Below are 26,404 nucleotides of genomic sequence, written 5' to 3'. Positions count from 1 at the left end.
CAGCCGGCCGCCAGCCAGGCGACGAGCTCAGCCGGTCGCCAGCCAGGCGACGAGTGCCACCAGCACCACGACGACCACCGCCGCGCCGATGATGAGCGGCAGGCGGGACGGGGCCTCCGCCGGTGCCGCAGCCTCCGGCGTCTGGGTGAAGGCACGGAACGCCTCGGTGTTGCCGCTGGGGTCTGTGTAGTTCTCAGGCATGTCGGTGACCCTAGCGAAGCTGGTCACGCGGCACCGTCCCCGGTCCACGGCGTCGCGGGGGTGGACCCGGCCGGTGGAGGTGACCCGACCGGGTGGCCGGTGCAGCCGAACCGGACGGCGGGGCTGTTACGCCCTCCCGGGCACCTACCGTGAAACGATGGGGGCGGGACGGCTGCTGGCCGTACTGGTGACAGCGTTGCTGGCCGGCTGCGCGCCGGCCACGGCCGTGGCCGGCGGGGCCACCGACCCCGTGCCGGCGCGTCGAGCGCCCGAGGGGGCGTACGCCGTCGGCGTGCGTACGCTCACCCTCGATCCGCGTTCGGCGCGCCCGCTGCCGGTGACGATCTGGTACCCGACGTCGACAGGTCAGGTGGCGGCCGGACGGTTCCCGGTGGTGATCTACAGCCACGGCCTGGGCAGCCGGCCCGAGTTGCACGCCGGCCTGACCACCCGCTGGGCGGCGGCCGGTTTCGTGGTGGCCGCACCCGCGTACCCGCACACCCGGCAGGGTGCCGCGCACTTCACCCGGGCCGACGTACGCCACCAGCCGGCCGACGCCTGGCGGCTGATCCGGCACCTGGGGCGGCTCGACCGCAACCGCGCCGATCCGCTCGCCGGGCACCTCGACCTGACCTCGATCGCCGCCGCCGGGCACTCGGCGGGCGGCTTCACCACCTCCGGCATGTTCAGCGAGGGCCACCAGGCCCGCTTGCGCGCCGGGATCGTGATCGCCGGCGGCGGGTTGCCGGGCAGCTTCGCCGGGCCGGCCGCGCCGGTGCTCTTCGTGCACGGCACGGCTGACCCGGTGGTGCCGGTGACAGTCGGTCGGGCCGCGTACGCGCGCACCCCCGGGCCGGCCGCGTTCCTCAGCCTGCTCGACCAGGACCACGGGGCGTACCTCACGCCGGGCCACCCGGGCTTCACCCCGGTCCTCGCCACCACCACCGACTTCCTGCGCTGGACCCTCTACGGCGATCAGGTTGCCGCCGCCCGCCTCCGCACCGACGCCCACTCCCCCACCCTGACCCGTTACGAGTCCCGCCCGGCCCACTGACCCCTGCCGCCGTCGGTACGGTCGTGCGGTGGACGAGCTTGCGCGCCGGCAGTTGGCGAGCATCGCCGAGGTCATCACGGTGACCGGGGCGGGTGGCATCCCGGTGTGGCTGCGCGGCGGCTGGGCGATGGACTTCCAGCTCGGCACTGTGACCCGCCCGCACGTCGACGTCGACTGGTACTGCTGGCGCGACGACGCGGACCGGCTGGCCGACCTGCTGCTGGCCCGGGGCTGGCTTCCCGACCCGCGGATGCCCGTCCGATTGCAGCTCGACCTGTTCGCCGCCGACGTGGAGGTCAGCTTCGCGTACCTGGGTCGGGATGCCGCCGGCCGACCGACGGTAGGTGCCGGGTCCTGGGCCGGCACCCCACTGCCGGCCGGGATGCTGGCCGCCCCACCCGGCCGGATCGGCCCGCTCACCGTGCCGACCATCTCGGTGGCCGCCCAGATCGAGTTCAAGCAGATGTACCCGGTCTGGATGCCGGAACGTCAGCGCCGCCCGAAGGACGCCGACGACCTGGCCCGGCTGCGCGATCTCACCCCCGCCCCGCGGCGCGCCCCCTGAGCTGTGGGTGAGCGGGCGGGCACACCGTGCCGAAGTTCGCCGGGCAGGTCTGCGGGGCGAGGCACAATCGGATTCATGTCGCGTCGTGTCACCCCCGCCCTGCTGGCCAGCGCCGTGCTCCTGGCCGGTCTGGTCGGCTGCTCGGCGGACGCCCGGAAGGCAGAGAGCCAGCAGGCGCCCGTCGAACCACCGCCCGCCGCCACCCCGACACCGCAGGTACCCGCCGGGAAAGCCCCGCAGCGCGCCTTCGCTGTCGGCGTACGCCAGCTGAAGCTGAACCGGGACGGCCGCGCGCTGCCGACGACGCTCTGGTACCCGGCGGCCGGGCAGTCCGGCGGCGCGGCCAAGCGGTCGGCGACGGCGGCGGAGGGCCGGTTCCCGGTGGTGATGTTCAGTCACGGCCTGGGTGGGCGGCCGGACGACTACGCCACGCTGCTGACCCGCTGGGCGGCGGCCGGTTTCGTGGTTGCCGCGCCGGCGTTCCCGCACACCTCCCGGGGCGCCGACAACAACGTCCTCGACGTGCTCAACCAGCCCGCCGACGTGTCGTACGCGTTGGATCAGGTGTTGGCGTTGGACGGCAAGGCCGGCGACGCGTTGCGCGGCCGGTTGGACGGCGAGCGGGTGGCCGCGGCCGGGCACTCGGCGGGCGGGGTGACCACCATCGGCCTGTTCACCGCGAGCCGGGACGAACGGCTGGACGCGGGAGTGGTGTTCGCCGGCACGGCGCTCGGGGTGGGCACCGCGTTCGCCGGTGCCGCCGCCCCGCAGTTGTTCGTGCACGGTGAGCTGGACGAGGTGGTCGAGTACGCGGCCGGCAAGGCCGCCTACGACAAGGTGCCCTGGCCGAAGGCGATGCTGAGCCTGCCGAAGGGCGACCACGGGCGGGCGCTGCTCAGCGACGGCGCGACGCTGCGGGTCGTCTCGGACACCTCGGTCGAGTTCCTGCGCTGGTCGCTCTACGGCGACCCGGACGCCAAGAAGCGCATCTCCACCGACGCGACGCGCGGCGACATCGCCACCTTCGACGACCACCTCTGACCTCTGCCGCGCCCGCGCCCGCGCCCGCGCCCGCGCCCAAGATCTGCGCAACATCGGGGATGTTGCTGCCTCGGCACGCCGGGATGCAGCAGTTTCCCCGATGTTGCGCGGATCTTGGGGCCGCGCGGGGCGCGCGGCGCGAGCGCGGCGCGGCGGGCGTTAGGCCTCGTGGTCGATGACGACCTTGCCGAAGGCGTCGCCGGAGTGCAGTCGGGCGAAGGCGTCCTCGACCCGGCTGAACGGGATGACGCAGTCGACGACCGGGCGCACCTCGTTGTCGGAGCAGAACGCCAGCAGCTCGTACAGCTCACCGGGCGTGCCCATCGAGGTGCCCAGGATCTCCAACTGCATGGCGAAGACCCGGCGCAGGTTGACCGACGGCTCGTGCCCGGCGGTCGCGCCGGAGACCACGATCCGGGCCATCGGCGCGGCCGACTTCAGCGAGTGGTCGAAGGTGGCCGCGCCGACCGTCTCGATCACCACGTCGACCCGCTCCGGCAGCCGGGCGCCGGGCTCCACGGCGGTGGCGCCGAGGGCGGAGATCCGGTCACGCTTCACAGCGTCGCGGCTGGTCGCGTACACCCGCTTGCCCATCGCGACGGCGAGCGCGACGGCCGCGGTGGCCACCCCACCGCCCGCGCCCTGGACCAGCACGCTGTCGGCGTCCGCGACGCGGCCCTTGGTGGTCAGCATCCGCCACGCGGTCAGCCAGGCCGTGGGCAGGCACGCCGCGTCGGTCGCCGCCATGCCGTCGGGCAGCGGGATCAGATTCGACCGGGGTACGACCACCCGCTCGGCGAGCGTCCCGGCGAAGTGCTCGGAGAGGATGGAGACCCCGCGCGGGTCACCCGGGGTGACGACCACCGGGTAGACGACCACCGGACGCCCCTCCGGGTCCACCCCGACCGCGTCGCAGCCGAGGATCATCGGCAGTTGGGCCTCGGTGAGACCCACCCCGCGCAGCGACCACAGGTCGTGGTGGTTGAGCGAGGTGGCCCGCAACTGCACGGTCACCCAGTCGTCCGCCGGAGTGGTCGGCTCGGGCCGCTCGCCGACGGTGAGCGCGGCGAGCGGGTCGGCGTCGTCGAAACGGGAGGCAAAGGCAGCACGCATGATCGGCACGGTAACAAGCTGAGCGCTCGTTAAGAAGGTGTGCCGCGTAGGCCAGCGGCGCATGCTGCGCCGGAGCGCCCCTGGCCCACGCGGCCCGTAGGCCAGCGGCGCATGCTGCGCCGGAGCACCCCTGGCCCAGGCGTGCGTCCTAGCGGCGGGCGACGCCGTCGCGGCGGGCGGCTTCGGCGACCGCCTCGGCCACGGCCGGCGCGACGCGCGGATCGAGCGGGGACGGCACGATCGCGTCGGCGGTCAGCGACTCGGCCACCACACCGGCGATGGCGTCCGCGGCGGCGACCTTCATCGCCTCGGTGATCCTGGTGGCGCCGGCGTCCAGCGCACCGCGGAACACCCCGGGGAAGGCCAGCACGTTGTTGATCTGGTTGGGGTAGTCACTGCGCCCGGTGGCGACCACCGCGACGTGCCGGGCGGCCACCTCGGGGTGCACCTCGGGGGTGGGGTTCGCCAGGGCGAAGACGATTCCGCCGGGTGCCATCTGAGCCACCGCCGCCTCGGGGATCTGCCCGCCGGAGACCCCGACCAGCACGTCCGCGTCGCGCAGCGCCTCGGTGATGTCGCCGCGCCGGCCGTCGGCGTTGGTGCTCGCCGCCAACTCGGCCTTGGTGCCGGTCAGCTCGGTGCGGTGCCGGCCGATGATCCCCTTGGAGTCACAGACCACCACCTGGTCGGGGTTGACGCCCCCGGCGATCAGCATCTTCGTCACCGCCACGCCGGCCGCGCCCGCGCCGCTCACCGCGACCCGCAGGTCACCCAGCTTGCGGTCGAGCAACGTCGCGGCGTTGCGCAGCGCGGCGAGCACCACGATCGCCGTGCCGTGCTGGTCGTCGTGGAAGACCGGGATGTCCAGGGCCTCGTCGAGTCGACGCTCGATCTCGAAGCAGCGCGGGGCGCTGATGTCCTCCAGGTTGATCCCACCGAACGAGGGTGCCAACGCCCGCACCACCGCGACGATCTCGTCCACGTCCTGGGTGTCCAGGCACACCGGCACCGCGTCCACGCCGCCGAACTGCTTGAACAGCACGGCCTTGCCCTCCATCACCGGCAGCGCGGCCCGGGGGCCGATGTTGCCCAGCCCGAGCACCGCCGAGCCGTCGGTGACCACCGCGACCGTGTGCGACACCCAGGTGTAGTCGTCGACCAGGGCCGGGTCGGCGGCGATCGCCTCACACACCCGGGCCACCCCCGGGGTGTACGCCAGGGAGAGGTCCTCCCGGCTGGTGAGCGGCACGGTCGAGGTGACGGCCATCTTGCCGCCCCGGTGCAGTTGGAAGACGGGATCAGCGGGGTCCACGGTGGACGAAGACATGGTGGTGACTCCAGGATCTGTCGAGCAGATGTGAGGCGGCCGGCCCCGCCGCGAGGTGGGCGGCGGGCGGTGGCACGCGGTGCGGGGGGTCACCCGGGCACTTTCCGAGCATAGTGTCGACACCACCCCTCGGATGTGAGCAGGGTCATAACTGCCGACGAGCCACCCGCCCCGGGCGCGGCCAGTAGCGGGCCACCACCCGTCCGCGCACGTCGGCCACCCCGTACGCCCGGGAGTCGTCGGTGATCAGGTCGTTGTCGCCCCGCAGCCACCAGCCGCCGTCCTGCGGCCGGACCGCACGCTTCACCACCAGCAGATCGGGCCGGGTCCGGAAGACCGCGACCACCACGTCACCGGCCCGGATCGGGCGGCCACCGACGCGGACCAGCACCGCGTCGCCGTGCCGCAGCGTCGGGGCCATGGACGGGCCGGTCACCAGAACGGCGGTCAGCGGCCTCCGCAGCCGGGGCGCCTCAACCGGATGATCGGCGGTCACTGGTTTCACCTCAACCGGTTGGGGGAGCATCTCCAGGAGTAATGTCGCCTTTGATCATCGCAAACTTCCCATGGAGGATCCCGATGCGACTTCCGCGCATCCTTGCGCCCCGCGTCACCGCGAGCGCTCACTGCGACCTGCCGTGCGGTGTCTACGACCCGGCCCAGGCCCGGATCGAGGCCGAGTCGGTCAAAATGATCTGCGAGAAGTACCAGTCGAACACCGACCCGGAGTTCCGCACCCGCGCCGTCATCATCAAGGAGCAGCGCGCCGAGCTGGTCAAGCACCACCTCTGGGTGCTCTGGACCGACTACTTCAAGCCGCCGCACTTCGAGAAGTACCCGAACCTGCACAGCCTGTTCAACGAGGCCACCAAGCTCGCCGGCGCCGGTGGCGTCAAGGGCAGCCTCGACCCGGCCACCGCCGACAAGCTGCTCGCGAAGATCGACGAGATCTCGAAGATCTTCTGGGAGACCAAGAAGGCGTGACCTCTCCGGTCATCCCGACGATCCGGCCGGCACGTCCCGAGGACGTGCCGGCCGTCGTCGCCATGGTGCACGAGCTGGCCGAGTACGAACGCGCGCCGGAGCAGTGCCACCTCACCGCCGAGCAGTTGACCTCGGCCCTGTTCGGTCCCGGCCCGACGTCGCAAGAGCCGAGCGCTCCGGCGCTCTTCGGCCACGTCGCGGTGGATGAGCAGGACCAGCCGGTCGGCTTCGCGCTGTGGTTCCTCAACTTCTCCACCTGGGCCGGCGTGCACGGCATCTACCTGGAGGACCTCTACGTCCGGCCGGCCGCCCGGGGCACCGGCGCCGGTCGACTGCTGCTCGCCACGCTGGCCGACATCTGCGTACGACGCGGCTACCGGCGGCTGGAGTGGTGGATGATCGACTGGAACCCGGCCGCCGGTTTCTACGCCTCGATCGGCGCCGAGCATTTGAGCGAGTGGGTTCCCTACCGGCTCAGCGGCGACGCGCTCCGCCAGCTGGCCGATCACGTCACCACCGCCGGCACGCGTACGGGCGACTGACCGGGTAGAGTCCCCGACCGGGGGGATGAGGCGTGACTCAACTGACTGGCCAGCCAGCGACCGACGACGACGTGGTGCACCTCACGGTGCCCGCCGACGGCGGTTACCTCGGCGTCCTTCGCACCGCCACCGCCGGTCTCGCGGCCCGGTTGCAGTTCGCGCTCGACGAGATCGAGGATCTGCGGATCGCTGTCGACGAGGCGTGCGCCATGCTGCTCGCCATCGCCACCCGCGACGCCGAGTTGGAGTGCCGCTTCGCGGTCACCGAGGACGCGCTCACCGTCGAGGTGACGGTGCCGACCGTGCGCGGTGCCACCCTGCCCGCCGAGTCGTCCTTCGCCTGGAAGGTGCTCACCGCGTTGACCACGTCGGCGTCCGCCACGTCGGCCGACGGCCGGGCCACGATCGCGCTGCTCACCCGCCGCTCCGGCGGCTACTGACCGGCCCGGCCCACCCCGGCGGTCACTGGAAGCCGAGGGCGCGGGTCGTCGGAGGGCAGACCAGCAGCCAGCCCACGCCCAGGCCGAGCGCCATCAGCGGCACGCCCAGCCAGCCCAGCCCCGCCTGGATCATGAACCAGCCGATCGGCAGCAGCATCAGCTGAAGCACGATGGCGGGGGCGCGTGCGCCCGCCTGACGGCGCAGCAGCGCGCGTCCCAGCGCCCACAGCACGACGGCCGCGCCGATGGCGAACCCGGTCACCAGCAACGCCGCCAGCAGGTCGGTGCGGGTGGCGGTGAGGTCGGCCCAGATCAGCCAGACGGCGATCAGCCCGACGACTGCTGCCTCTGCCCACAGCAGCCGGACCGCCCAGCGGAGCGTGACGGGGATCGGGTCCGAGTCGATGGTCACGCGCGCCACGATACCCGGGCTGCCGGCAGGTACAGTGCCGCCCATGCGGGCCGTCCTGGTGGTCAATCCGAAGGCCACCACCACCAGCGAACGCAGCCGGGACGTGCTTGTCCGGGCGCTGCGCAGCGAAGTCGATCTGAACGTGCGCTACACCCGTCGGCGCGGGCACGCCGTGGCGCTCGCCCGGGAGGCAGCCGCGGAGGGGGTCGACCTGGTCGTCACCCTGGGTGGCGACGGCACGGTGAACGAGGTAGTGAACGGCCTGATGACGGCCGAGCCGCCGACCCGCGCCGGTGACGCGCCGATGGCGGAGCGACTGCCCGCGCTGGCCACCGTGCCCGGTGGTTCGACGAACGTGTTCGCCCGCGCGGTGGGGCTGCCCCGGGAGTGGCCGGAGGCGACCAGCATGATCCTCGAGGGGTTGCGGCTGGGTCGCAGCCGGACGGTGGGTCTGGGCCGCGCCGACGACCGCTACTTCACCTTCTGCGCCGGGTTCGGTCTGGACGCCGCGGTGATCCACCGGGTGGAGCAGGCCCGGCGCAAGGGGCGGGTGTCCACGCCGTCGCTCTACCTGCGTTCGATCATGAACCAGTACTTCCTCGCCTCGGACCGGCGGCACCCGGCGATCGTTTTGGAGCGCCCGGGCGAGCCGGCGGAGGCCGAGCTGGCCACCGTCATCATCCAGAACACTGCCCCGTGGACGTACCTGGGCGACCGGGAGGTCAACCCGAACCCGGAGGCGTCGTTCGATCTCGGGCTGGATGTGCTGGCGTTGCGTCAGCTCCGGGTGGCTAGCACAACACGGACAGTGACGCAGTTCCTGTCCCGGCAACCGAATCCGCGGGGTCGGCAGGTGTTACGACTCCATGACACGGCGGAGTTCACGCTGGTCTCCAGCCGCCCACAGGCGTTCCAGCTGGACGGGGACTATCTCGGCGAGCGGGAGAAAGTCAGATTCACCTCCGTTCCGGCCGCACTGAGAGTAATCTGCTAGGTCTCGGGTACCACAGTTGGTCGACACGGTGGCCACAGCCGATCGGCCGGGTCGCCGCCACACCGAGGGGCAGGTGCCGGAAATGTCAGCAATGTCACGCGGACTGTACTATATTGATCCTCGACTGTGGCACGCCGGGTAACCAGGAAAGCGCGGAAACCCGGACAAACGGGTTGTGGGCTTGCTCACCGCCCGGAGTTTTTCCGAGCGTCACCCTTGACATCACGACTGTTCGTGAAAGTATTCACAAGCGAACTTGAGTTACCGGGACATTGCCTGGATATGCTCGTCAGGTTGAGCTGTTCCAGCAGGTCCCCGGCACTAACTGCCTGCTCACGCACTGCCGAATGGACGAACGCTAACTGTCACCTCGGCACTGCGGATGCATATAGGGAAAGCACGACAAGCAATATTTGCCACCCATCCAGAATGAGGAGTGTTGCCGCCATGGACTGGCGTCACCATGCTGTCTGCCGCGACGAGGACCCGGAGCTGTTCTTCCCGATTGGGACGTCCGGACCGGCTCTCCTGCAGGTCGAGCAGGCCAAGGCCGTCTGCAGGCGCTGCTCCGTGACCGACCAGTGCCTGCAGTGGGCACTCGAGTCTGGTCAGGACGCCGGCGTCTGGGGCGGAATGAGCGAGGAGGAGCGGCGCGCTGTCAAGCGGCGCGGCGGCCTCCGGGTGCTGCGCGCTCACTCCGCCTGATCCCCAACGACACAGCTGTACGCCCCGGTGGGTCCGCCCACCGGGGCGTTCCGCTGTCCGGCACCGGATCAGCCCGTCGACGCCAGCACAAGCTCAGCCCGTCGACGCCGGCGCGGGCCGATCGTCGACCCGGCGTAGCACCAACTCGACCAACTCCGGCGCATCGGTCAACGGCGCGGCAACCGCCACCGCACCCGCCGCCCCGGCCGCCTCGGCCACCGCGTCGTGGAACAACCCCGGCGCCAGGAAGTACGCGGACACCGCGACCCGGCGCGCGCCGGACGCCCGCAACCGGGACACCGCCACGCCGGCCGCCGGTGGAGCCGCCGACGCGTACGCCACCCGGCAGGGCACCCCGAACTCCACGCCGAGCGCATCGGCCACCCGGCCCACCGAGCGACGCGCCCGCGCGTCCCGGGTGCCCGCCGCAGCCAGCACCAACGCGTCGAACCGACCCCGACGCGACGCGGTCGAGCCGCCCCGACGCGACGCGTCCAAGCCGCCCCGACGCGACGCGTCCAAGCCGCCCCGACGCGACGCGTTCAAACCATCCGGCCACGTCTCACCCAACCGACGGCACAGCCCGGCCAGCAGCGCCGGATCGGGGGTGTCGTCCGCCGGGCCGAGCACGTCGGTCACCCGTACCGCCAGTGGCGGCCCGGACCGGGTCGCCGCGGCGACCGCCGCGGGAATGTCCACCCGATGGTGGTACGCGGCGGTCAGCAGCAGTGGCACCAGCACCGCCCGACGGTGACCGGCCACGGCCAGTTGACGCAGCACCTCGGTCGGCCCCGGCTCGGTGTGGTCCAGCCAGCTCGCCCACACCGGTGTGCCGGGCCGGGCCGCCGACACCGCCCGAGCCAACGCCCGGGTGGCATCGGCCGCTCGCGGATCACGGCTGCCGTGCGCGACGAGCACCACCGGGTCCGCCCCGCCGGCCGCACCGGTCACTGTCGTGCCCGGCGAGGTCAGACGTGCAGCCCGCACTCGGTCTTCTCGAACATCGCCCACCGGCCGGCCCGCGCGTCCTCGCCGGCCTTCGTACGGCGGGTGCACGGCCAGCAGCCGATCGACCCGTACCCCTGCTTGAAGAGCTCGTTGACCGGCACGTTGAACCGGGCGATGTAGGCGTCCACGTCCCGCTGCGACCAGGCCGCGATCGGGTTCACCTTGACCTTGCCGCGGCGCGCGTCGAAGGTCACCACCGGGGTGTTGGCCCGGGTCGGCGACTCGTCCCGACGCAGACCGGCGGCCCAGGCGTCGTACCCGCTCAGCGCCCGCTCCAGCGGCTCGACCTTGCGCAGCTGGCAGCAGTCGTCCGGTGACTTGTTGAACAGTCGCGGACCGTACTGGCCGTCCTGCTGACCGACGGTGAGCCGGGGCCGGATCGACCGGACGTTCACCGGTAGCGTCCGGGCCACCTCGTCACGGACCCGCAGCGTCTCGGGGAAGTGCAGGCCGGTGTCGAGGAAGACCACGTCCACCCCGGGGGCCACCCGGGACACCAGGTGCGCCAGCACGGCGTCGGCCATCGAGCTGGTCACGCAGAACCGCTCGCCGAAGGTCTGCGCCGCCCAGCGGGCGATCTCCAGTGCCGGGGCGCCCTCCAGGTCCCGAGCGGCCTGCTCGGCCAGGGCCCGCAGCTCGTCCGGGCTGCGCCCGCTCGGGTCGGCCGGTGCCGAGGCGCCCGGGCCCACCAGGCGCAGGCTCGTGGCCGAGACGAGACCCGCGCTCACCGGGTCACCGTCCGGCTGAGCAGCCCGATGAACTTCACCGAGAAGACCCGGGTGCAGGCGTGGCACTCCCAGGCGCCATGCCCCGCCTCGTGCGGCCGCAGGTCCTCCTCGCCGCAGTACGGGCAGTGCAGAGGTGCCGCTCGGTTCTCGCTGCTCACCGCAGTTCCTCCTCGTCGACTCTGATCACCCAGTTGGCGAACGTCTCGCCCTCGCTGCGACCGGCCAGGTAGCGCAGGGCCAGCCGTTCCACGTACTCCGGAAGCTCGTCGGCGGTGGTCTTCAGGCCGCGCAGCTTGCGGCCGAACCCGGCGGTCTGCCCCTGCGCCATGCCCAGCCCGCCACCCAGGTGCACCTGGAAACCCTCGACCTGCCGGCCGTCCGGGCCGACCACCAGTTGGCCCTTCAGCCCGATGTCGGCCACCTGGGTGCGGGCACACGCGTTCGGGCAGCCGTTGATGTGGATCGAGATGTCCGCGTCGAAGTCGCGCAGCCGCTGCTCCAGCCGGGCCACCAACTCCTCGCCACGGGCCTTCGTCTCGACGATGGCGAGCTTGCAGTACTCGATGCCGGTGCACGCCATCGTGCCGCGCCGCCAAGCCGACGGCCGGGCCTCCAGACCGATCCCGCGCAGCGCGTCGACGAGCGACTCCGTCCGCTCCGACGGCACGTCGAGCACCAGCAGCTTCTGGTACGGGGTGAGCCGCACCCGGTCGCTGCCGTGCGCCTCGACCACGTCGGCGAGCTGGCTGAGCTGCGCGCCGGAAACCCGCCCGACCACGGGGGCGGCGCCCACGTAGTGCCGCCCGTCGGCCTGCTCGTGCACGCCCACGTGGTCGATCGGCTTCGACGGCAGGACCGGCGCTGGGCCGTCGAGCAGCGTACGACCGAGGTAGTCCTTCTCCAGCACCTCGCGGAAGCGCTCCACGCCCCAGTCGGCCACCAGGAACTTCAGCCGGGCCCGGTTGCGCAGTCGGCGGTAGCCGTAGTCGCGGAAGATCCCGACGACACCTGCCCACACGTCCGGTACCTCGGCCAGCGGCACCCAGACGCCGAGCCGTTGGGCGAGCATCGGGTTGGTGGAGAGGCCACCGCCGACCCAGACGTCGAAGCCGGGGCCGTGCTCGGGGTGGTCGACACCGAGGAACGCGATGTCGTTCGACTCGTACGGGGTGTCCACCAGCCAGGAGATCGACGTCTTGAACTTGCGGGGCAGGTTGGAGAACTGCTTGTCACCGACGTACCGGGAGACGATCTCGTCGATCGCCGGGGTCGGGTCGAGCAGTTCGTCGCGGGCCACCCCGGCGACCGGGCTGCCCAGCACGATCCGCGGGCAGTCGCCGCACGCCTCGGTGGTCTGCAGGCCGACCGACTCCAGCCGGCGCCAGATCTCCGGCATGTCCTCGACCCGGATCCAGTGGTACTGGATGTTCTGCCGGTCGGTGATGTCGGCGGTGTCCCGGGCGAACTCCCGGGAGATGTCCGCGATCACCCGCAGCTGGGCCAGGCTGAGCTGACCGCCGTCGATGCGGACCCGGAGCATGAAGAACTCGTCCTCCAGCTCGTGCGGCTCCAGCACGGCGGTGCGCCCGCCGTCGATGCCCGCCTTGCGCTGGGTGTAGAGGCCCCACCAGCGGAACCGGCCGCGCAGGTCCTGCGGGTCGATGGAGGCGAAGCCGCGGTGCGCGTAGATGGTTTCGATGCGGGCTCGAACGTTGAGTGGGTCGTCGTCCTTCTTGATCCGCTCGTTGGGGTTGAGCGGCTCACGGTGGCCGAGCGCCCACTGACCCTCACCCCGTGGCCGGCGCGGCGCTCGGGTCGGACGAGCCGTCGGGTCCTCGGAACGGGCCGGGATGCTGCTGACCGCCATCGCGGCGTCCTCCGTTGTCTGCTGTGCCTCGGGGCACGCGGGGCGCGGCGGCCGGCCCGGCGAAGCGGGCGGGACAACGGTGTCTTCAGACAGCCGGCGCGAGCGCGCCCGAGACGGATTGGTCGGGCGTCGTCAGTAGGCCGGACAGATCGCGCTGCGCACGCGGCCGTAATCGACGTGGCGACGTGCCACGAAGCGGCGGACGACTGCGGCGGTCATGGGCTCATGCTGCCACACCCCATGGGGGCCGGCCAATGTCCGCGTGCTGGATCCCACATCACGGGCCGGAGGTCAGCCGACCAGTTGGTCACCGAGGACAGTTCGGGCATAACGCACCACCCGTCCCTGGCGTACGCCGACGATCAGGCCGTTGTCCCGCAGCGTGGTGAGGTGGTGCGACGCGGTCGCCGGCGCGAGACCCAGCATCGCGGCCAACTCACCGGTGCTCAGCGGCGCGTCGAGCAGGGCGAGCGCCGCCGCCCGCGTACCGCCGAGCAGGGCGCCCAGCGCGGCGCTGGGCGGCGGCGCGGCCCACAGGTCACCGAGCCCGGCGGGCGGATAGCAGAGGGCCGGCCCGGCGTCACCTTCCCAGATCGCGTGCACCGTCGGCCCGGAGAAGGAGGTGGGCAGCAGCGTCCACGGGCGTCCGTCCAGACCGGCCGGCCTGGTCGTGCCGACGGCGACCCGCAGGGCAGCGCCGTCCCAGCGGATCAACGGGTGCAGCTCGCGGAGCAGGATGCGTCCACCCTGCTCGGCGGCGAGCAGCGTCCGCCGCCGGATGTCGGCCAGTGCGAGGGCCCGCAGTCGGGGCCAGTCCGGTGCGATCAGCAGTGTGAAGTACCGGTGCAGCTGCGCGACCAGCTCGTCAGTGGTCAGCCGGGGTGCGCCGGCCCGGTCCAGTTGCCGGCGTACCAGGGACGGGTCGGTGCCGGCGACCGCCCGCAGCTCGGCGGCCAGGTTCGGTGCCGCCCCGATCGGGGTGAGGAAATCCGGCACGTAACCGTTGGACGACCTGAGCACCGCCAGCAGCGGCTCCAGGCCGGCGTCCGGCAGCAGCCGCTCCGCGCGTTCCCGCCACGGGCGGTGCATCCAGTACTTCGTCGGCTTGCGCAACGCCCAGGAGCTGGCCACCAGCTCGGCCAGCGGCGAGTGCACGAACCGGACCCGGCTCAGGTCGTCGGGCGAGAACCGAACCTCGATCACCCACGGATTCGACCACGGTCGAACGGTTCGGCGACAGCGCGGGGCGGCCCGAGGATCCTCGGTATGGAGCACAGGCAACTGGGCCGCTCGGGCCTGCGCGTCAGCGCGGTCGCGTACGGCAACTGGGTCACCCACGGCAACCAGCTCGACGACGACGCGGCGGCGGCGTGCGTGGCCGCCGCCCTGGACGCGGGCATCACCACGTTCGACACCGCCGACCGGTACGCCAACGGGCGGGCCGAGGAGGCGTTGGGCAAGGCGCTGAGCGGCGTCCGGCGCAGCTCGATCGAGCTGTGCACGAAGGTGTGCCTGCCGGTCGGGCCGGGGGCCAACGACGCCGGGCTGTCCCGCAAACACATCATCGAGGGCTGCCACGCCTCGCTGAACCGGCTGGGCACCGACTACGTCGACCTCTACCAGGCGCACCGGTACGACGACAGCGTGCCGCTGGAGGAGACGATGCTCGCCTTCGCCGACCTGGTCCGCCAGGGCAAGGTGCTCTACGTCGGCGCCTCCGAGTGGACCGCCCCGCAGCTGCGCGAGGGCCTGCGGCTCGCCGCCGAGCTGCGCATCCCGTTCATCGCCAACCAGCCGCAGTACTCGATGCTGTGGCGGGTGGTGGAGGCCGAGGTGTCGCCCGCCTGCGCGGACCTCGGCCTGGGCCAGCTCGCCTGGTCACCACTCGCGATGGGCGTGCTGACCGGTCGGTACGAACCTGGCCGACGTCCGCCCGCCGGCTCCCGGGCCACCGACGGCTTCGGTGGCTCGTTCATCGCCCGCTACTCCTCGGATCTGCTGCTCTCCCGGGTACGCCAGCTCCGACCGGTCGCCGAGGCGGCCGGCTGCACGATGGCCCAGCTGGCGGTGGCGTGGGTGCTGGCCCGTCCGACCGTGGCGAGCGCGATCGTCGGCGCGTCCCGGCCGGAGCAGCTCGCCGAGACGGCCAAGGCGGCCACGGTACGGCTCGACGACGAGCTGATCGCCCGCATCGACGCCGTGCTCGACGAACTCGTGGAGCGTGATCCGGCGAAGACCGCCCGACCGAACGACGTGATGTCCGCCTGGCGCCCGTCCCCTGCCGCTGGGTGACGCCCACGGGGAGGGTGGCCGTGGCAGGCTCGAACCGTGGGGCAATTGTCCGAGAGGTCGGCCGGCACGGCGTGGGAGCGGCTGCGCCGCCTGCCGGTCTGGCTTCCCCCGGCGCTGCTGACCCTGGCGGTGACAGTGACCGGGCTGGGCTCCGCCCAGCTCTGGCGCGACGAGTTGGCGACGTGGAGCGCGGCCACCCGTTCACCCACCGACCTGGCCCGGCTGGCCGGCACCATCGACGCCGCCACCGGGCCGTACTACCTGCTGATGCACGGGTGGACCACCGTCGTCGGCGACGCCACGATCGCCCTGCGGCTACCGGCGGTGCTGGCGATGACGGTGGCGGCCGGGCTGCTCGCCGTGCTCGGCGCGCGGCTCGTCGACCGGCGCGCCGGCCTCTTCGCCGGGCTGCTGTTCGCGGTGCTTCCCGGCACCTCCCGCTACGGGCAGGAGGCCCGGCCGTACGCGCTGGCCACCATGCTCGCCGTGCTCGCCACACTGCTGCTGGTGACCGCGTTGCGCCGGCCGAGCTGGGCCCGTTGGGCCGGTTACGCCACCGCCGTCGCCGCGCTCGGGCTCATCCATCTGATCGCGCTCACCCTGCTCGCCGCCCACGCGCTGGTCGTCCTCATCGCCTGGTGGCGCGGCCCGGCTGCGGCCGGCATCGCCGCCCCAGCCAGCGCCGCCCCAGCCGCAGCCGCAGCCGGCAGCGTCGCCCCGCGCCTCGACGTCGAGCGGGACCGGCGGGTGTGGCGGTGGCTGGTCGCCGTGCTGCCGGCCGCGCTGTTGGTCACCCCGTTGCTGGTGAAGGCCCGGACCCAGCAGTCCCGGCAGTTGAACTGGGTCCACCTGGTCCGGCCGGACGACCTGAGCGCGCTGCCCGGCGGCGCGGCCCAGAGCAGTGTGGTGGGTGGCCTGCTGGTCGGGGTCGCCGCGCTGGGCGCGGCCCGGCTCGGGCGGCGCGCGGTGCTGCCGGTCAGCGCGGTGCTGCTGCCCGTACTGCTGCTCTTCGCCGCCGGCGCGGTCGTGCCGCTGTGGGTGCCCCGGTACCTGGTCTTCGTGGTGCCCTTCGCCTGCCTGTTGGCGGGGGCGGCGCTCGCCGCCGTGACCGCGCCGGGCGCGCTGGTGGTGGTGGTCCTGGCCGGGCTGCTCGGCCTGCCCGACCAGGCGGCGCTGCGACGCACCCACGAGTGGCCGCGCAGCGCCCCGGTGGACTACGCGGGGGCGGCGCGGGTGATCGCGGACGGTCAACGACCGGGGGACGCGGTGGTCTACTCGCCCCGGCACAGCTGGCTCTTCCTCGACCTCGGCATCGAATACCACCTCGCCGACCCACCACGCGACGTGCTGGTCACCGAGGACGAGGCACGCCGCGGCGATCTGTGGGCCGCCGAGTGCCCCCAGCCGGCACAGTGCCTGGCCGGTACGACACGGGTGTGGCTCGTCGTCTCCGGCCGGCACGCCGACCCGCTGGCCACCGTGCCCGACGCCAAGGGCGACGCGCTCCGCGCGGACTTCACCGTCGCGCAGGTCTGGCAGCGCCCCGGCCTGACCGTCGCTCTGCTGACCACCCGCTCCGACCGCTGACCCGACCCCGGGGCGACGGCCGGCGACCGGGCCCACCCACCTCGATGCGCCTGATGCCTCTCAGTCATCCTGATGACTGAGAGGCATCACGCCCATCCCGACATCCGCTCCCGCTGCGGACCCCGCCCCATCGGAGGCGGCAGGGCGGGTCAGGGTTGGGAGCGTCCCTCCGGGGCGCTGCGGGCCAGCGGGATGACCAGCACCGCCTCGGTGCCGCCGTTGGCACCGGCCCGCAGTTCGATGGTGCCGCGCAGCTCCCCGGTGATCAGCGCGCGGACGATCTGGAGGCCGAGCCGGCTGCCGTGTTCGGCGTCGAAGTCCGGCGGTAGACCGCGGCCGTTGTCGGTCACCGAGACGTGCAGCATCTTGCGGAACCGGTGCGCGGAGACCACCACCTCGGGCCGCAGCGACGGGTCGACCTCGGGGGCGGCGACCGGCACCATGCCGGACGCGGCGGGCACCGGGACCTCGTCCGCCTCGTCGGCCGGCGGGAAGCCGTGCTCGACGGCGTTGAGCAGCAGTTCGTTGAGGACCATCACCAGCGAGGTGGCGATCTCCGCCGGCAGCACGCCGAAGCTGCCCCGCCGCCGCATGCCGACGCTCACCTCGGTCGCCGCGACCTCGGTCGCCGCACTGGCCACCCGGTCGACGATGCCGTCGAACTCGACCGCCTCGTCGCTGGACATGGAGAGCGTCTCGTGCACCAGGGCGATCGAGGCGACCCGTCGGACCGATTCCTCAAGCGCGACCCGGGCCTCCGGCATCGCCACCCGGCGGGCCTGCAACCGCAGCAGCGCAGCCACCGTCTGGAGGTTGTTCTTCACCCGATGGTGGATCTCCCGGATGGTGGCGTCCTTGGTGATCAGTGCCCGGTCCCGGCGGCGAACCTCGGTGATGTCCCGGACCAGCACCAGCGCCCCGATCGGCACCCCGGCCGGCATCAGCGGCAGCGCCCTGGTGAGCATCGTGGCACCCCGTGCGTCGATCTCCCGGCGGGGCGGCGCCTCACCGCGCAGCGCGGCCAGGATCCCGTTCGACGCCTCGGTGCCGTCCAGCGGGTCGCCGGCCAGCCGGCGGTGCAGCGCGGCCAGATCCTCGCCCACCAGGTGCGCGGCGTAGCCCAGTCGGCGGTACGCGGACTGCGCGTTCGGGCTGGCGTAGGTGACCTTGCCGCCGGCGTCGAGCCGGACCAGGCCGTCGCCGACCCGGGGCGCCGAGGTGGTCTCGCCCGGATGCCGTGGCGGCGGGAACGTGCCGTCCGCGATCATCTGCGCCAGGTCGTCGGCGGTGGTGAGGTAGTTCAGCTCCAGCTGGCTGGGCGTACGCGCGGTGGAGAGGTTGGTGTCCCGCCCCACCACGGCGATCACCTCGCCGGCCTCCCCCTCGGCGGTACGCAGCCGAACCGGGATCGCCTCGTGTCGGGCCGGCACGTCGCCGTACCAGACCGGGTCGCCCTCCCGCCAGATCCGACCCTGGGAGTACGCCACCCCCAGGTGGGCCACCTCCGGCCCGCCGACGATCCGACCCACCTGGTCGTCCTGGTACGCGGTCGGCGCGGTGGTCGGACGGACCTGGGCGACGCAGAGGAACGTGCCCTCGGTGTCGACAGGCACCCAGAGCAGCAGGTCAGCGAAGGAGAGATCGGAGAGCAGCTGCCAGTCGCCGGCGATCCGGTGCAGGTGGTCGATGTCGGCCGGACGGAGATGGGTGTGCTCCTCGGCGAGGTCGCGCAGCGTGGACACGGTGACCAGGGTGCCACGCCACGCCTCACATCGTCGCGGTGACCTTCTTCAACCCGCGCGGCGCGTCCGGATCCTCACCCCGGGTGAGCGCCAGGGCCAGCGCCAGCCGCTGCATCGGCAGGATGTCCAGCAGTGGGGCGTACCGCTCGTCGACCTCGGGAACGGCCAGCCGGGTGGCGCCCGGCACGTCGGCGGAGCCGACCACCACGACGTCGGCGCGGCGTTCGCCGAGGCGGGGCAGCACCTCCCCCATCGACCGACCGCCGGGGCCGGAGCCGACCACGGCGAGCACCGGGACCTCCGGGTCGGTCATCGCGAGCGGGCCGTGCAGCAGGTCGGCACCGGAGAAGGCGAGCGCCGGCAGGTACGAGGTCTCCATCAGCTTCAGCGCGGCCTCCCGGGCGGTCGGGTAGGCGTAGCCGCGGCCGGTGGTGACCAACTGGCGGGCGAACCGGTAGCGCGGGGCGAGCTGGGCCGGGGTGTCGTCGGCCAGGGTGCGGGCAGCCAGCTCGGGCAGCGCGTCGAGCGCTTCCCGTTCGGCGGTCGGCAGCACCCCGTCGCCGGCCCGGACCCCCTCCACCAGCATCAACAGGGCGAGCAGCTCGGCGGTGTACGTCTTGGTGGCGGCCACCGCCCGCTCGTGCCCGGCGGCGATGTCGACGCTCAGCTCGGCCACGTCGACCAGCGGCGAGTCGGGGGCGTTGGTCACCGCGAGGGTCAGCGCGCCGGAGGCGCGGGCGGCGCGCAGCACCTCGGCCAGGTCGGGTGAGCCACCGCTCTGGCTGACCCCGACGACCAGCGCGTCGGACAGGTCGGGGCGGGCCCCGAACAGGGTGACGACGCTGGGCGAGGCGAGCCCGGCGGGCAGGCCGAGCCGGATCTCGGTCAGGTAGGCCCCGTAGAGCGCCGCGTGGTCGGAGGTGCCCCGCGCGGTGAAGACCACGTGCCGTGGCCGACGTTCGGCGATGACCGCCGCGACCCGGGCGATCTCCGCGGCGTTGGCCGCGGAGAGCAGGCGCGCGTAGCCAGCCGGCTGCTCGTCGATGTCGGCGGCCATTCCAGCCCCTGCACGTGTCACGGAACCCCTCCTCTGCGCGATTGCCGCGCGATTCTTGCTCAGTCTTGCACTTTTAACCGTAACTCAGCAATCGAACGAGCAGGACTGCGCAGCTGATCACCAGTTGATCTCAATATCAACTAAGCTTCACCCCGCCGCACCCGGACTAGCTGCCACGAGAGGACGACGTGCCTGAGGGAACGGACGATCCCGCGCTCTCCGTGACGGAGGAGCTGGCGCTGGCCCGGCTGGCCCTTGACGAGGGCGACCTGCACCACGCCGCCGGCCACCTCGCCGGTGCGTTGGCGCAGGCCCCCACCCTTCCGGAGGTGCACGAGACGCTGGCCCGGCTCGCCGCGACGAGCGGCGGCGGCCTCGACCTCTTCCCGATCAACCACCACACCTTCGTGGGCGCGGTGGTCGCCCGCGCGCACCTCCTGGCCACCGCCGGCCGCCCCGCCGAAGGGCTGGAGCTGCTGGCCGCGGCGACGGCCTACGCACCCGGCACCGAGTGGGCCGGCGTGCCCTGGGTGACCGCGCCCGAACTGGCCGAACGACTGGACCCGGAGCACATCGCCCGCGTCCTCATGCAGATCTGCGCCGCGCTGCCCGACCCCGTCCCCCGCATCGGCCGGGCCCCGCTGTCCCCGTACCTCGCCCTCGCGCGCAACGCGGCCACCGTGCACCCCGAACACGGTCTGCTGCTGGGGGCGGCGTCCGCGCTGGCCCGACGCCTCGGCGAGGCCGAGCTGGCGGTCCGCTGGGCCACCCGAGGGGTACGCGCCCAACCCTCGAAGATGGGCGAGGTGTGGCTCGGGTACGCGTACCGCAGCTCGGGCCGGACCCGCGACGGCCTCGCGGCCCTCGGTCGGGCCGTCGAGCTGGACCCCGACGACCTGGCGATCTACGCGGACATCGCCGGCACCCTGGCCGAGATCGGCCGACTGGACGAGGCGCTGGAGTGGACCGAGCGGGCGCTGGCGCGCGATCCGTCGTTCGACTGCGCGGTGCACACCGCCCACCGCCTGCGGCACCTGCGCGACGGCGACCTCGCCCATCTGGTCGCGCTCGCCGACTTCGTGCGGGACCACCCGGACGACAGCCACGAGCACGGCGACCTGGCCCAGTGCTGCCGGGGCCGGCCCTGGCTCGGCCAGCTCACCCCGGCCGGTGGGCCGCTGGTCGACGCGATGCGCCAGGCGGTCGCCGACGACGACAACGGCCTCGGCGGTGCCGTACGCCTACCCGCCGCCGCCCCGCCCAGCGCGGTCGGAACGGCGATCGCCACCGCCCCCGGGCTGCGGATCGAGGTCGTCGGCGCGCCGGAGCCCGACCCGCGCGAACCCCGACGGGCGTCAGCGCAACGGTTGTGGCACTACGCGGACGCCGTCCCCACGCCCGCGCTGGCGGCGCCCTCGGCGGCTGCTGTCGAACGGATCGGGCAGATCGCCCACCCGGCGTGGGCACACCCACCGGCGGCGTACGACGCGGCGGTGGGCCTGGCCGGCCTTGAGCTGGCCGACCTGCTCGGCCTGCTGGTGCACCCGCCGGCCGCGCCGGCCAACGCGGTGGGTCGGCTGCTCGCCGCTCACGACCCGTCGGTCTGGGTCCGTGGCGTGCAGGTGTGGGCCTGCCTGGGGCTGCTGCACCACCGCACCGACGAGCCGTGGGAGGGCTCGACCCGACGCCGGGTGCTCCTCGACCTGGTCTGGGGCGTCGAGGACTGGGTCACCGAGGCGGCGCTGTTCGCCCTCGTCACCGCGGCCTGGGTCGACCCTTCGGTCCGGCCGGACGTGGCCCGGGTGGTGGCGGAGCGGTTGGCCGACGTGGCCGACGTGGCGCGGACCCGACCGGTCCCGATCGCCGCGTCGCTGGCGCACCTGGCACTGGCCGCCCCACAGCTGGACCCGGCGACCGCTGCGCTGGCCACCGACCTGCTGAACACCCACTCCCCCCGGCTCCCCCGCCCCCGCAACCCCCTACGCCGCCTCTGGCAACGCCTGAGCAGGGGCGCGCCGCGCCGACCGTGAGGTCGACGCGGCGCTTGTCGCGGTTGGTCAGGCGACCGGGGCAGCCTTGCCTAGGGCTACCTCGGCGTTCTCCTCCGGGGTGGCCTGTGGCGGGGCCTCGTTCGCGGTGCGCAGCGGGATCTCCTTGATGAACCAGGCGAGCACCGGGATCACGATGGTGAACAGGACCGCCCAGAGGAAGACGTGCGAGATGGCGTCGGAGAGACCGCCGAGCACCGCCTCGCGGGCCTGGGCGGGCAACTCCCTGAGCTTCGCCAGGTCCATCCCGGCCCCGGCCTCGCCGCCACCGAAGGCCCTACCGCCCTCCGAGCCGGCCAGCCGGCTGGCGAAGATCGCGCCGAACAGCGAGATGCCGAACGAGCCGCCGATCGACCGGAAGAAGGTGGCCGCGCCGCTGGCCGCGCCGAGGTCCTTCTGCTCCACGCTGTTCTGCGCGATCAGCATCGACGTCTGCATGAGGAAGCCCATGCCGACGCCGAGCACGATCATGTACAGCGAGGACATCAGCTTGCTGGTGTCGGTGTCGAGCATGGACAGCAGCGCCATGCCCCCGGTCATCACCACACCACCGATGATCGGGTACGCCCGGTACCTGCCGTTGCGGGTGATCGCCCGGCCGATGACCAGCGAGACGACCAGCATGCCGAACATCAGGGGCAGCAGCAGCAGACCACTGTTGGTCGCCGACGCCCCCTGCACGGTCTGCTGGTACAGCGGCAGGAAGTTCATCGCGCCGAACATCGCGAAGCCGAGCAGGAACCCGATCACCGAGATCAGCGCGAAGTTGCGGTTGGCGAAGAGCGCCAACGGCAGGATCGGCTCCTGGACCCGGCGTTCCACGAGGCCGAACACGACCAGTGCGACGACGGCCAACACGGCCAGGCCGAGGATCTGCGGCGAGGTCCAGTCGTACTCGTTGCCACCCCAGGTGGTGATGAGCACGATCGCGGTGATGCCGACCGAGAGCAGCCCGGCGCCGAGCCAGTCGATCCGGTGCTCGGTGCGGTACTTCGGCAGGTGCATGGTGGTGATCAGCACGAGCAGCGCGACACCGCCCAGCGGCAGGTTCACGTAGAACGCCCAGCGCCAGGAGAGGTGGTCGGTGATGAAGCCGCCGACCAGCGGGCCGGCGACCATGGCGATGGCCATGATGCCGGCGATCATGCCCTGGTAGCGCCCGCGCTCGCGGGGCGGGACCAGGTCACCGATGATCGCCATCACGCCGACCATGAGGCCACCGGCGCCGAGGCCCTGCACGGCCCGGAAGGCGATGAGCTGGACCATGCCGTCCTGCGGGCCGCCGAACATGCCGGAGCCGGCCATGCCGCAGAGGGCGGAGCCGACCAGGAAGATGACGACCGAGGTCAGGAAGACCGACTTGCGGCCGTAGAGGTCACCGAGCTTGCCCCAGATCGGGGTGGAGACGGTGGTGCCCAGGACGTACGCGGTAACCACCCAGGTGAAGTGGTTGAGCCCGCCGAACTCGCCGACGATCCGCGGCAACGCGGTGCTGACGATCATGTTGTCGAGCATCGCGAGCATCATCGCGATCATCAGCCCGAACAGCACGACCCTGATGTTGTTGGGTCGTGTGCCGACCTGGGTTGCCTGAGTCATGGATAAGCTCCCCCCGAGGATTGCCATACTTACTTGCCGCCCGGCTAGTCACCTTACTAGCCGCACGGTAAGTTGGGTACGGGCATCGGTCAAGCACATTAGGGGGCGTGGGTGAGCGAGAGCACAGGCGGCGGAACGCGGGAACGGATCAAGGCCGTCGCGCTCGAACTCTTCACCGAGCAGGGGTACGAGAAGACCTCGCTCCGGGAGATCGCCGAGCGCCTCAACGTCACCAAGGCCGCGCTCTACTACCACTTCAAGAGCAAGGACGACATCGTCGCCAGCTTCGTCGAGGACCGGCTGGAGCGGATGGACGCGCTGACCGCCTGGGCCGCCACCCAGCCCGCGACCCTGGCCACCCGACGCGAGCTGATCTCCCGGTACGCCGACACGATGTTCGACGGCGCCCAGCCGTCGGTGATGCGCTTCTTCGAGCAGAACCAGACCGCGCTCAAGAGCCTCTCCTCCGGTCAGAAGATGCGCGGTCGGATGTTGGAGCTGGCCGACGCGCTCTGCCGGGGCGACGACTCTCCCGCCGCCCAGCTTCGCGCCGCGCTGTCCCTGTTCGCGGTGCACACCAGCTGGTTCGCGGTACGCGCGCCGCACATCAGCGACGACGAACGTCGCAAGCTCGCGCTGGAGGTGGCCGACGAGCTGCTGGCCGCCATCGGCACCCAGCCCGACGCCTGACCCGGGCCCGCCCGGCAGCGGCTCAGCCGCGCGTCAGGCTCAGTCGCAGACCGAGCAGGTCCACGCCCGGCACCGGCGACCAGTCCTTCTCCGGCGCGCGGACGAACCCGCGCCGCGAGTAGAGCCGGTGCGCCGGAGCGGCCATCCCGGCCCGGACGCAGATCACCACCGCCGTGCAACCCAACCCGGTAGCCCGGTCGACACACGCCTCGACCAACACGGCACCGACGCCACGACCCTGCGCGCCCGGGTCGACGGCGAGCATCCGGAACTCCGCCTCGCCCGGCCCGGACAGCTCCGCGAACGGGGTGCCCGGCAGCACGAACGTGACCGAGCCGAGCACCGCCCCGGTCAGCTCGTCGACAGCGACCAGCACCTCGCCGCTGGCGGCCCGGGTCGCCACGTCGGCCAGCACCTCGCCGTACCCGTGCTCGCCCTTGAGCTGACCGTCCGCCTCGTACGCGGCAACGGTCAGCCGGGCCACCGCTGGGAAGTCGGCGGGCTCGGCCGGACGGACCAGCAGCCCGGTCAAGCGATCACCGCGATCAGGTCACCGTCCTGCACGACGTCGCCCTCGTGCACGGCGAGCTGCTGGAGCACACCGTCGGACTCGGCGACGACCGGGATCTCCATCTTCATCGACTCGAGGATCACCAGGGTGTCACCCTCGGCCACCGTGTCACCCGCCGTGGCGACGACCTTCCAGACGTTGGCCACCATCTCGGCGCGGATCTCCTCGGCCATGTCCAGGCCCTCCCTCTTCGCGACGTGCCTGCCGACGTATCCAATCATGCGTCGACCGGTGGTGGGCGCGCAGCGGCACAGCCGGGACGGCACTCCCGCCCTGGGGGAGGCGGCGGGTGCCGACCGCACTACCATCAGCGGGTCGGACCCGACGCCGGACCGCCGGTGGCCGCATCCGCGCCGAGGTCGTGCGCAGGACGGATCCGACCCATCACGAGGAGGTCAGCATGGCGAAGAAGTCCCGGAAGAAGAAGGCTCGTAAGAAGAGCGCCGCGAACCACGGCAAGCGTCCCAACTCCTGAACGGGTCGACGGGCCCACTGCCCGTCGTCGCTCAGCCGGCCGAGGCCGGACACACCGGTGGCCCGGGTCGACATCGACCCGGGCCACCGGTCTTGCCAGCTCATGCCGACGCTCAGTCGGCCAGCTCACGGGAATCGCTGGTCTCGAACACCACCAGCTCGGTGAGCTTGACCCGCAGCCGCTCACGCAGCTCGTCCGGCGCGGTCTCGTTGCCACAGCAACGCGCCACCAGCGCCCGCACCTCCTGCTCCAGCCCGTACTCGCGCAGGCAGGGCCCGCACTCGTCCAGGTGGTGCCGGATCAGCGAGCGGCGCTCGTCGGCGCACTCCAGATCCAGGTAGAGATACACCTCCGCGAGGACTTCGCGGCAGTCCGTCTCGTGCGGCTCCCCACAGCTCACGTCACACCTCCCGGCCGGCAGCGGCGGCGGTCGAACCCTTCGCCGAGCGGGCCGCACTGAAGCCCCGCTCCCCCGCGTAGCGCTCGAGCAGCTTGCGCAGATTACGACGGCCACGGTGCAGACGCGACATCACGGTGCCGATCGGCGTACCCATGATGTCGGCGACCTCCTTGTAGGAGAAGCCCTCGACATCGGTGAGGTAGACGGCCAGGCGGAACTCCTCCGGCAACTGCTGGAGGGCCTCCTTGACGTCACTGTCCGGCAGCCGGTCCAGTGCCTCCGTCTCGGCGGAGCGCAACCCGCTGGAGGTGTGCGACTCGGCCTCGGCGAGCTGCCAGTCGGTGATCTCCTCCGTGGGCGCCTGGATCGGCTGGCGCTGCCGCTTGCGGTAGGAGTTGATGTAGGTGTTGGTCAGGATCCGGTACAGCCAGGCCTTCAGGTTCGTGCCCTGCTCGAACTGGTGGAAGGCCGCGTACGCCTTCAGGTAGGTCTCCTGGACCAGGTCCTCGGCATCCGCCGGGTTGCGCGTCATTCGCAGCCCAGCAGCGTAGAGCTGATCGACGAATGGCATCGCGTCCCGCTCGAATCGGGCCCTGCGCTCGTCCGTCTTCTCGGTGGTCAACCGCACATCCCCTCGCGTCGGATGCTTTCCCGCCGAGGATACGCGCACGGACCTACCCACAGATTCACTTCCGGCTGGTGTGCCCGTGCTCACCGCACCCACCCCGCCCGGTCCCGCCGTGGCGGGCCACTGCGGGCCGTCCAGCAGCCGCTTCAACTGCCGGGCGTCCCGTTCATCCTGTTCCAGGCTTCGTGTCTCGGTTGGCACCGGTCACCCCCCTCGCAGAAAAGTCGTCCGGGGGTAGTAACGCGAGATGACCACTGGGGCATTCCGGCCGGCTCTCCCCGTTCCTGGTCCCGGCCCCGACGGCGGCCGGCGCTGGGACCAGGAAGGGCCTGGG

Annotated in this window: 30 protein-coding genes; 12 read left to right on the top strand and 18 right to left on the bottom strand. The window is 72.4% G+C overall.

Annotated features, from left to right (window positions below):
* Positions 1-27: 27 nt before the first annotated feature.
* On the bottom strand, positions 28-201 hold the full coding sequence (locus tag QCZ28_RS26300) for a hypothetical protein (protein WP_279519143.1): 174 nt from the start codon (positions 199-201) through the stop codon (positions 28-30).
* A 157-nt stretch (positions 202-358) separates the two neighbouring features.
* Here QCZ28_RS26300 and QCZ28_RS26295 point away from each other — a divergent pair, with 157 nt between their 5' ends.
* The 3 genes from QCZ28_RS26295 (at position 359) to QCZ28_RS26285 (ending at position 2,861) form a co-directional block, all read left to right on the top strand.
* Positions 359-1,255: an alpha/beta hydrolase gene (locus QCZ28_RS26295; protein ID WP_279519142.1), complete on the top strand. Its 897-nt coding sequence runs from the start codon at positions 359-361 to the stop codon at positions 1,253-1,255.
* A gap of 28 nt (positions 1,256-1,283) precedes the next feature.
* Positions 1,284-1,820 carry an aminoglycoside adenylyltransferase gene (locus QCZ28_RS26290; protein WP_279519141.1) on the top strand — a complete coding sequence of 179 codons (537 nt, stop codon included), beginning with the start codon at positions 1,284-1,286 and terminating at the stop codon, positions 1,818-1,820.
* Between the two features lie 75 nt (positions 1,821-1,895).
* A complete protein-coding gene (locus QCZ28_RS26285) occupies positions 1,896-2,861 on the top strand; it encodes a dienelactone hydrolase family protein (RefSeq protein WP_279519140.1) in 966 nt (321 codons plus the stop codon).
* Positions 2,862-3,020: 159 nt separating this feature from the next.
* On the opposite strand, the gene QCZ28_RS26280 is transcribed toward QCZ28_RS26285, so the two are convergent.
* The 3 genes from QCZ28_RS26280 to QCZ28_RS26270 form a co-directional block, all read right to left on the bottom strand.
* Positions 3,021-3,983 carry a zinc-binding dehydrogenase gene (locus QCZ28_RS26280; protein ID WP_279519139.1) on the bottom strand — a complete coding sequence of 321 codons (963 nt, stop codon included), beginning with the start codon at positions 3,981-3,983 and terminating at the stop codon, positions 3,021-3,023.
* 139 nt (positions 3,984-4,122) lie between these two features.
* Positions 4,123-5,301 (bottom strand): NADP-dependent malic enzyme, encoded by a 1,179-nt coding sequence (locus tag QCZ28_RS26275; RefSeq protein WP_279519138.1) that lies wholly within the window; start codon positions 5,299-5,301, stop codon positions 4,123-4,125.
* 145 nt (positions 5,302-5,446) lie between these two features.
* Positions 5,447-5,797 (bottom strand): S26 family signal peptidase, encoded by a 351-nt coding sequence (locus tag QCZ28_RS26270; RefSeq protein ID WP_279519137.1) that lies wholly within the window; start codon positions 5,795-5,797, stop codon positions 5,447-5,449.
* A gap of 83 nt (positions 5,798-5,880) precedes the next feature.
* On the opposite strand from QCZ28_RS26270, the gene sodN reads away from it, so the two are divergent.
* From sodN to QCZ28_RS26255, 3 genes are read left to right on the top strand one after another with little or no spacing between them, the layout of a single operon-like run.
* Entirely contained in the window at positions 5,881-6,285 is a 405-nt protein-coding gene (gene sodN, locus QCZ28_RS26265) for a superoxide dismutase, Ni (RefSeq protein WP_030490383.1), read from the top strand.
* The gene (locus QCZ28_RS26260) at positions 6,282-6,827 is read left to right on the top strand and encodes a GNAT family N-acetyltransferase (protein WP_279519136.1); all 546 of its coding nucleotides are present in this window, start codon (positions 6,282-6,284) and stop codon (positions 6,825-6,827) included. Before sodN ends, QCZ28_RS26260 begins: the two co-directional genes overlap by 4 nt.
* 32 nt (positions 6,828-6,859) lie before the next feature.
* Positions 6,860-7,267, top strand: coding sequence for an ATP-binding protein (locus tag QCZ28_RS26255; protein ID WP_030336681.1), 408 nt, complete (start codon positions 6,860-6,862; stop codon positions 7,265-7,267).
* A 22-nt stretch (positions 7,268-7,289) separates the two neighbouring features.
* On the opposite strand, the gene QCZ28_RS26250 is transcribed toward QCZ28_RS26255, so the two are convergent.
* Positions 7,290-7,679, bottom strand: coding sequence for a hypothetical protein (locus QCZ28_RS26250; RefSeq protein ID WP_210862675.1), 390 nt, complete (start codon positions 7,677-7,679; stop codon positions 7,290-7,292).
* A 43-nt stretch (positions 7,680-7,722) separates the two neighbouring features.
* Between QCZ28_RS26250 and QCZ28_RS26245 the strand changes: the two genes are divergently transcribed.
* Together QCZ28_RS26245 and QCZ28_RS26240 are read left to right on the top strand one after the other, a co-directional pair.
* Positions 7,723-8,673, top strand: coding sequence for a diacylglycerol kinase family protein (locus QCZ28_RS26245; protein ID WP_279519135.1), 951 nt, complete (start codon positions 7,723-7,725; stop codon positions 8,671-8,673).
* A gap of 447 nt (positions 8,674-9,120) precedes the next feature.
* Positions 9,121-9,378, top strand: coding sequence for a WhiB family transcriptional regulator (locus QCZ28_RS26240; protein WP_007072794.1), 258 nt, complete (start codon positions 9,121-9,123; stop codon positions 9,376-9,378).
* A gap of 93 nt (positions 9,379-9,471) precedes the next feature.
* Here QCZ28_RS26240 and QCZ28_RS26235 read toward each other — a convergent pair whose 3' ends face one another.
* The 5 genes from QCZ28_RS26235 to QCZ28_RS26215 all read right to left on the bottom strand — a co-directional run bounded on the left by QCZ28_RS26235 (position 9,472) and on the right by QCZ28_RS26215 (position 14,184).
* Entirely contained in the window at positions 9,472-10,365 is an 894-nt protein-coding gene (locus QCZ28_RS26235; RefSeq protein WP_279519134.1) for a CbiX/SirB N-terminal domain-containing protein, read from the bottom strand.
* Positions 10,347-11,114 carry a phosphoadenylyl-sulfate reductase gene (locus tag QCZ28_RS26230; protein ID WP_030336676.1) on the bottom strand — a complete coding sequence of 256 codons (768 nt, stop codon included), beginning with the start codon at positions 11,112-11,114 and terminating at the stop codon, positions 10,347-10,349. Before QCZ28_RS26230 ends, QCZ28_RS26235 begins: the two co-directional genes overlap by 19 nt.
* The gene (locus QCZ28_RS26225) at positions 11,111-11,272 is read right to left on the bottom strand and encodes a hypothetical protein (protein ID WP_279519133.1); all 162 of its coding nucleotides are present in this window, start codon (positions 11,270-11,272) and stop codon (positions 11,111-11,113) included. The genes QCZ28_RS26230 and QCZ28_RS26225 overlap by 4 nt, the downstream gene beginning before the upstream one ends.
* Complete coding sequence (locus QCZ28_RS26220) at positions 11,269-12,981, bottom strand: nitrite/sulfite reductase (RefSeq protein WP_279519132.1); 1,713 nt, start codon at positions 12,979-12,981, stop codon at positions 11,269-11,271. The genes QCZ28_RS26225 and QCZ28_RS26220 overlap by 4 nt, the downstream gene beginning before the upstream one ends.
* Positions 12,982-13,272: 291 nt before the next feature.
* Positions 13,273-14,184: an ArsR family transcriptional regulator gene (locus QCZ28_RS26215; protein ID WP_279519131.1), complete on the bottom strand. Its 912-nt coding sequence runs from the start codon at positions 14,182-14,184 to the stop codon at positions 13,273-13,275.
* A 63-nt stretch (positions 14,185-14,247) separates the two neighbouring features.
* Between QCZ28_RS26215 and QCZ28_RS26210 the strand changes: the two genes are divergently transcribed.
* Positions 14,248-15,273, top strand: coding sequence for an aldo/keto reductase family protein (locus QCZ28_RS26210; RefSeq protein ID WP_279519130.1), 1,026 nt, complete (start codon positions 14,248-14,250; stop codon positions 15,271-15,273).
* Positions 15,274-15,309: 36 nt separating this feature from the next.
* Positions 15,310-16,860 carry a glycosyltransferase family 39 protein gene (locus QCZ28_RS26205; protein WP_279519129.1) on the top strand — a complete coding sequence of 517 codons (1,551 nt, stop codon included), beginning with the start codon at positions 15,310-15,312 and terminating at the stop codon, positions 16,858-16,860.
* Between the two features lie 149 nt (positions 16,861-17,009).
* Here QCZ28_RS26205 and QCZ28_RS26200 read toward each other — a convergent pair whose 3' ends face one another.
* A complete protein-coding gene (locus tag QCZ28_RS26200; protein WP_279519128.1) occupies positions 17,010-18,602 on the bottom strand; it encodes a PAS domain-containing sensor histidine kinase in 1,593 nt (530 codons plus the stop codon).
* Between the two features lie 25 nt (positions 18,603-18,627).
* Entirely contained in the window at positions 18,628-19,659 is a 1,032-nt protein-coding gene (locus tag QCZ28_RS26195) for an SIS domain-containing protein (RefSeq protein ID WP_210858365.1), read from the bottom strand.
* Between the two features lie 188 nt (positions 19,660-19,847).
* On the opposite strand from QCZ28_RS26195, the gene QCZ28_RS26190 reads away from it, so the two are divergent.
* Positions 19,848-21,689, top strand: coding sequence for a tetratricopeptide repeat protein (locus QCZ28_RS26190; RefSeq protein WP_279519127.1), 1,842 nt, complete (start codon positions 19,848-19,850; stop codon positions 21,687-21,689).
* A gap of 27 nt (positions 21,690-21,716) precedes the next feature.
* Here the strand turns inward: QCZ28_RS26190 and QCZ28_RS26185 are convergent, their stop codons facing one another.
* Positions 21,717-23,306, bottom strand: a complete 1,590-nt coding sequence (locus QCZ28_RS26185; RefSeq protein WP_279519126.1) for an MDR family MFS transporter — start codon at positions 23,304-23,306, stop codon at positions 21,717-21,719.
* Positions 23,307-23,417: 111 nt separating this feature from the next.
* On the opposite strand from QCZ28_RS26185, the gene QCZ28_RS26180 reads away from it, so the two are divergent.
* Positions 23,418-23,996, top strand: coding sequence for a helix-turn-helix domain containing protein (locus tag QCZ28_RS26180; RefSeq protein WP_279519125.1), 579 nt, complete (start codon positions 23,418-23,420; stop codon positions 23,994-23,996).
* Between the two features lie 22 nt (positions 23,997-24,018).
* On the opposite strand, the gene QCZ28_RS26175 is transcribed toward QCZ28_RS26180, so the two are convergent.
* The 5 genes from QCZ28_RS26175 to QCZ28_RS26155 form a co-directional block, all read right to left on the bottom strand.
* A complete protein-coding gene (locus tag QCZ28_RS26175) occupies positions 24,019-24,528 on the bottom strand; it encodes a GNAT family N-acetyltransferase (protein WP_279519124.1) in 510 nt (169 codons plus the stop codon).
* Complete coding sequence (locus QCZ28_RS26170; protein ID WP_208648903.1) at positions 24,525-24,746, bottom strand: biotin/lipoyl-binding carrier protein; 222 nt, start codon at positions 24,744-24,746, stop codon at positions 24,525-24,527. Before QCZ28_RS26170 ends, QCZ28_RS26175 begins: the two co-directional genes overlap by 4 nt.
* Before the next feature lie 205 nt (positions 24,747-24,951).
* Complete coding sequence (locus QCZ28_RS26165; RefSeq protein WP_030336659.1) at positions 24,952-25,146, bottom strand: hypothetical protein; 195 nt, start codon at positions 25,144-25,146, stop codon at positions 24,952-24,954.
* A gap of 8 nt (positions 25,147-25,154) precedes the next feature.
* A complete protein-coding gene (gene rsrA / locus QCZ28_RS26160; RefSeq protein ID WP_030336658.1) occupies positions 25,155-25,442 on the bottom strand; it encodes a mycothiol system anti-sigma-R factor in 288 nt (95 codons plus the stop codon).
* Between the two features lies 1 nt (position 25,443).
* The gene (locus tag QCZ28_RS26155; protein WP_030336656.1) at positions 25,444-26,271 is read right to left on the bottom strand and encodes a sigma-70 family RNA polymerase sigma factor; all 828 of its coding nucleotides are present in this window, start codon (positions 26,269-26,271) and stop codon (positions 25,444-25,446) included.
* Between the last annotated feature and the right edge of the window lie 133 nt (positions 26,272-26,404).

This window comes from Micromonospora sp. DH14, assembly GCF_029809455.1.
Taxonomy (GTDB): Bacteria; Actinomycetota; Actinomycetes; order Mycobacteriales; family Micromonosporaceae; genus Micromonospora; species Micromonospora parva.
This window is presented reverse-complemented; position numbering and strand designations above follow the sequence as displayed.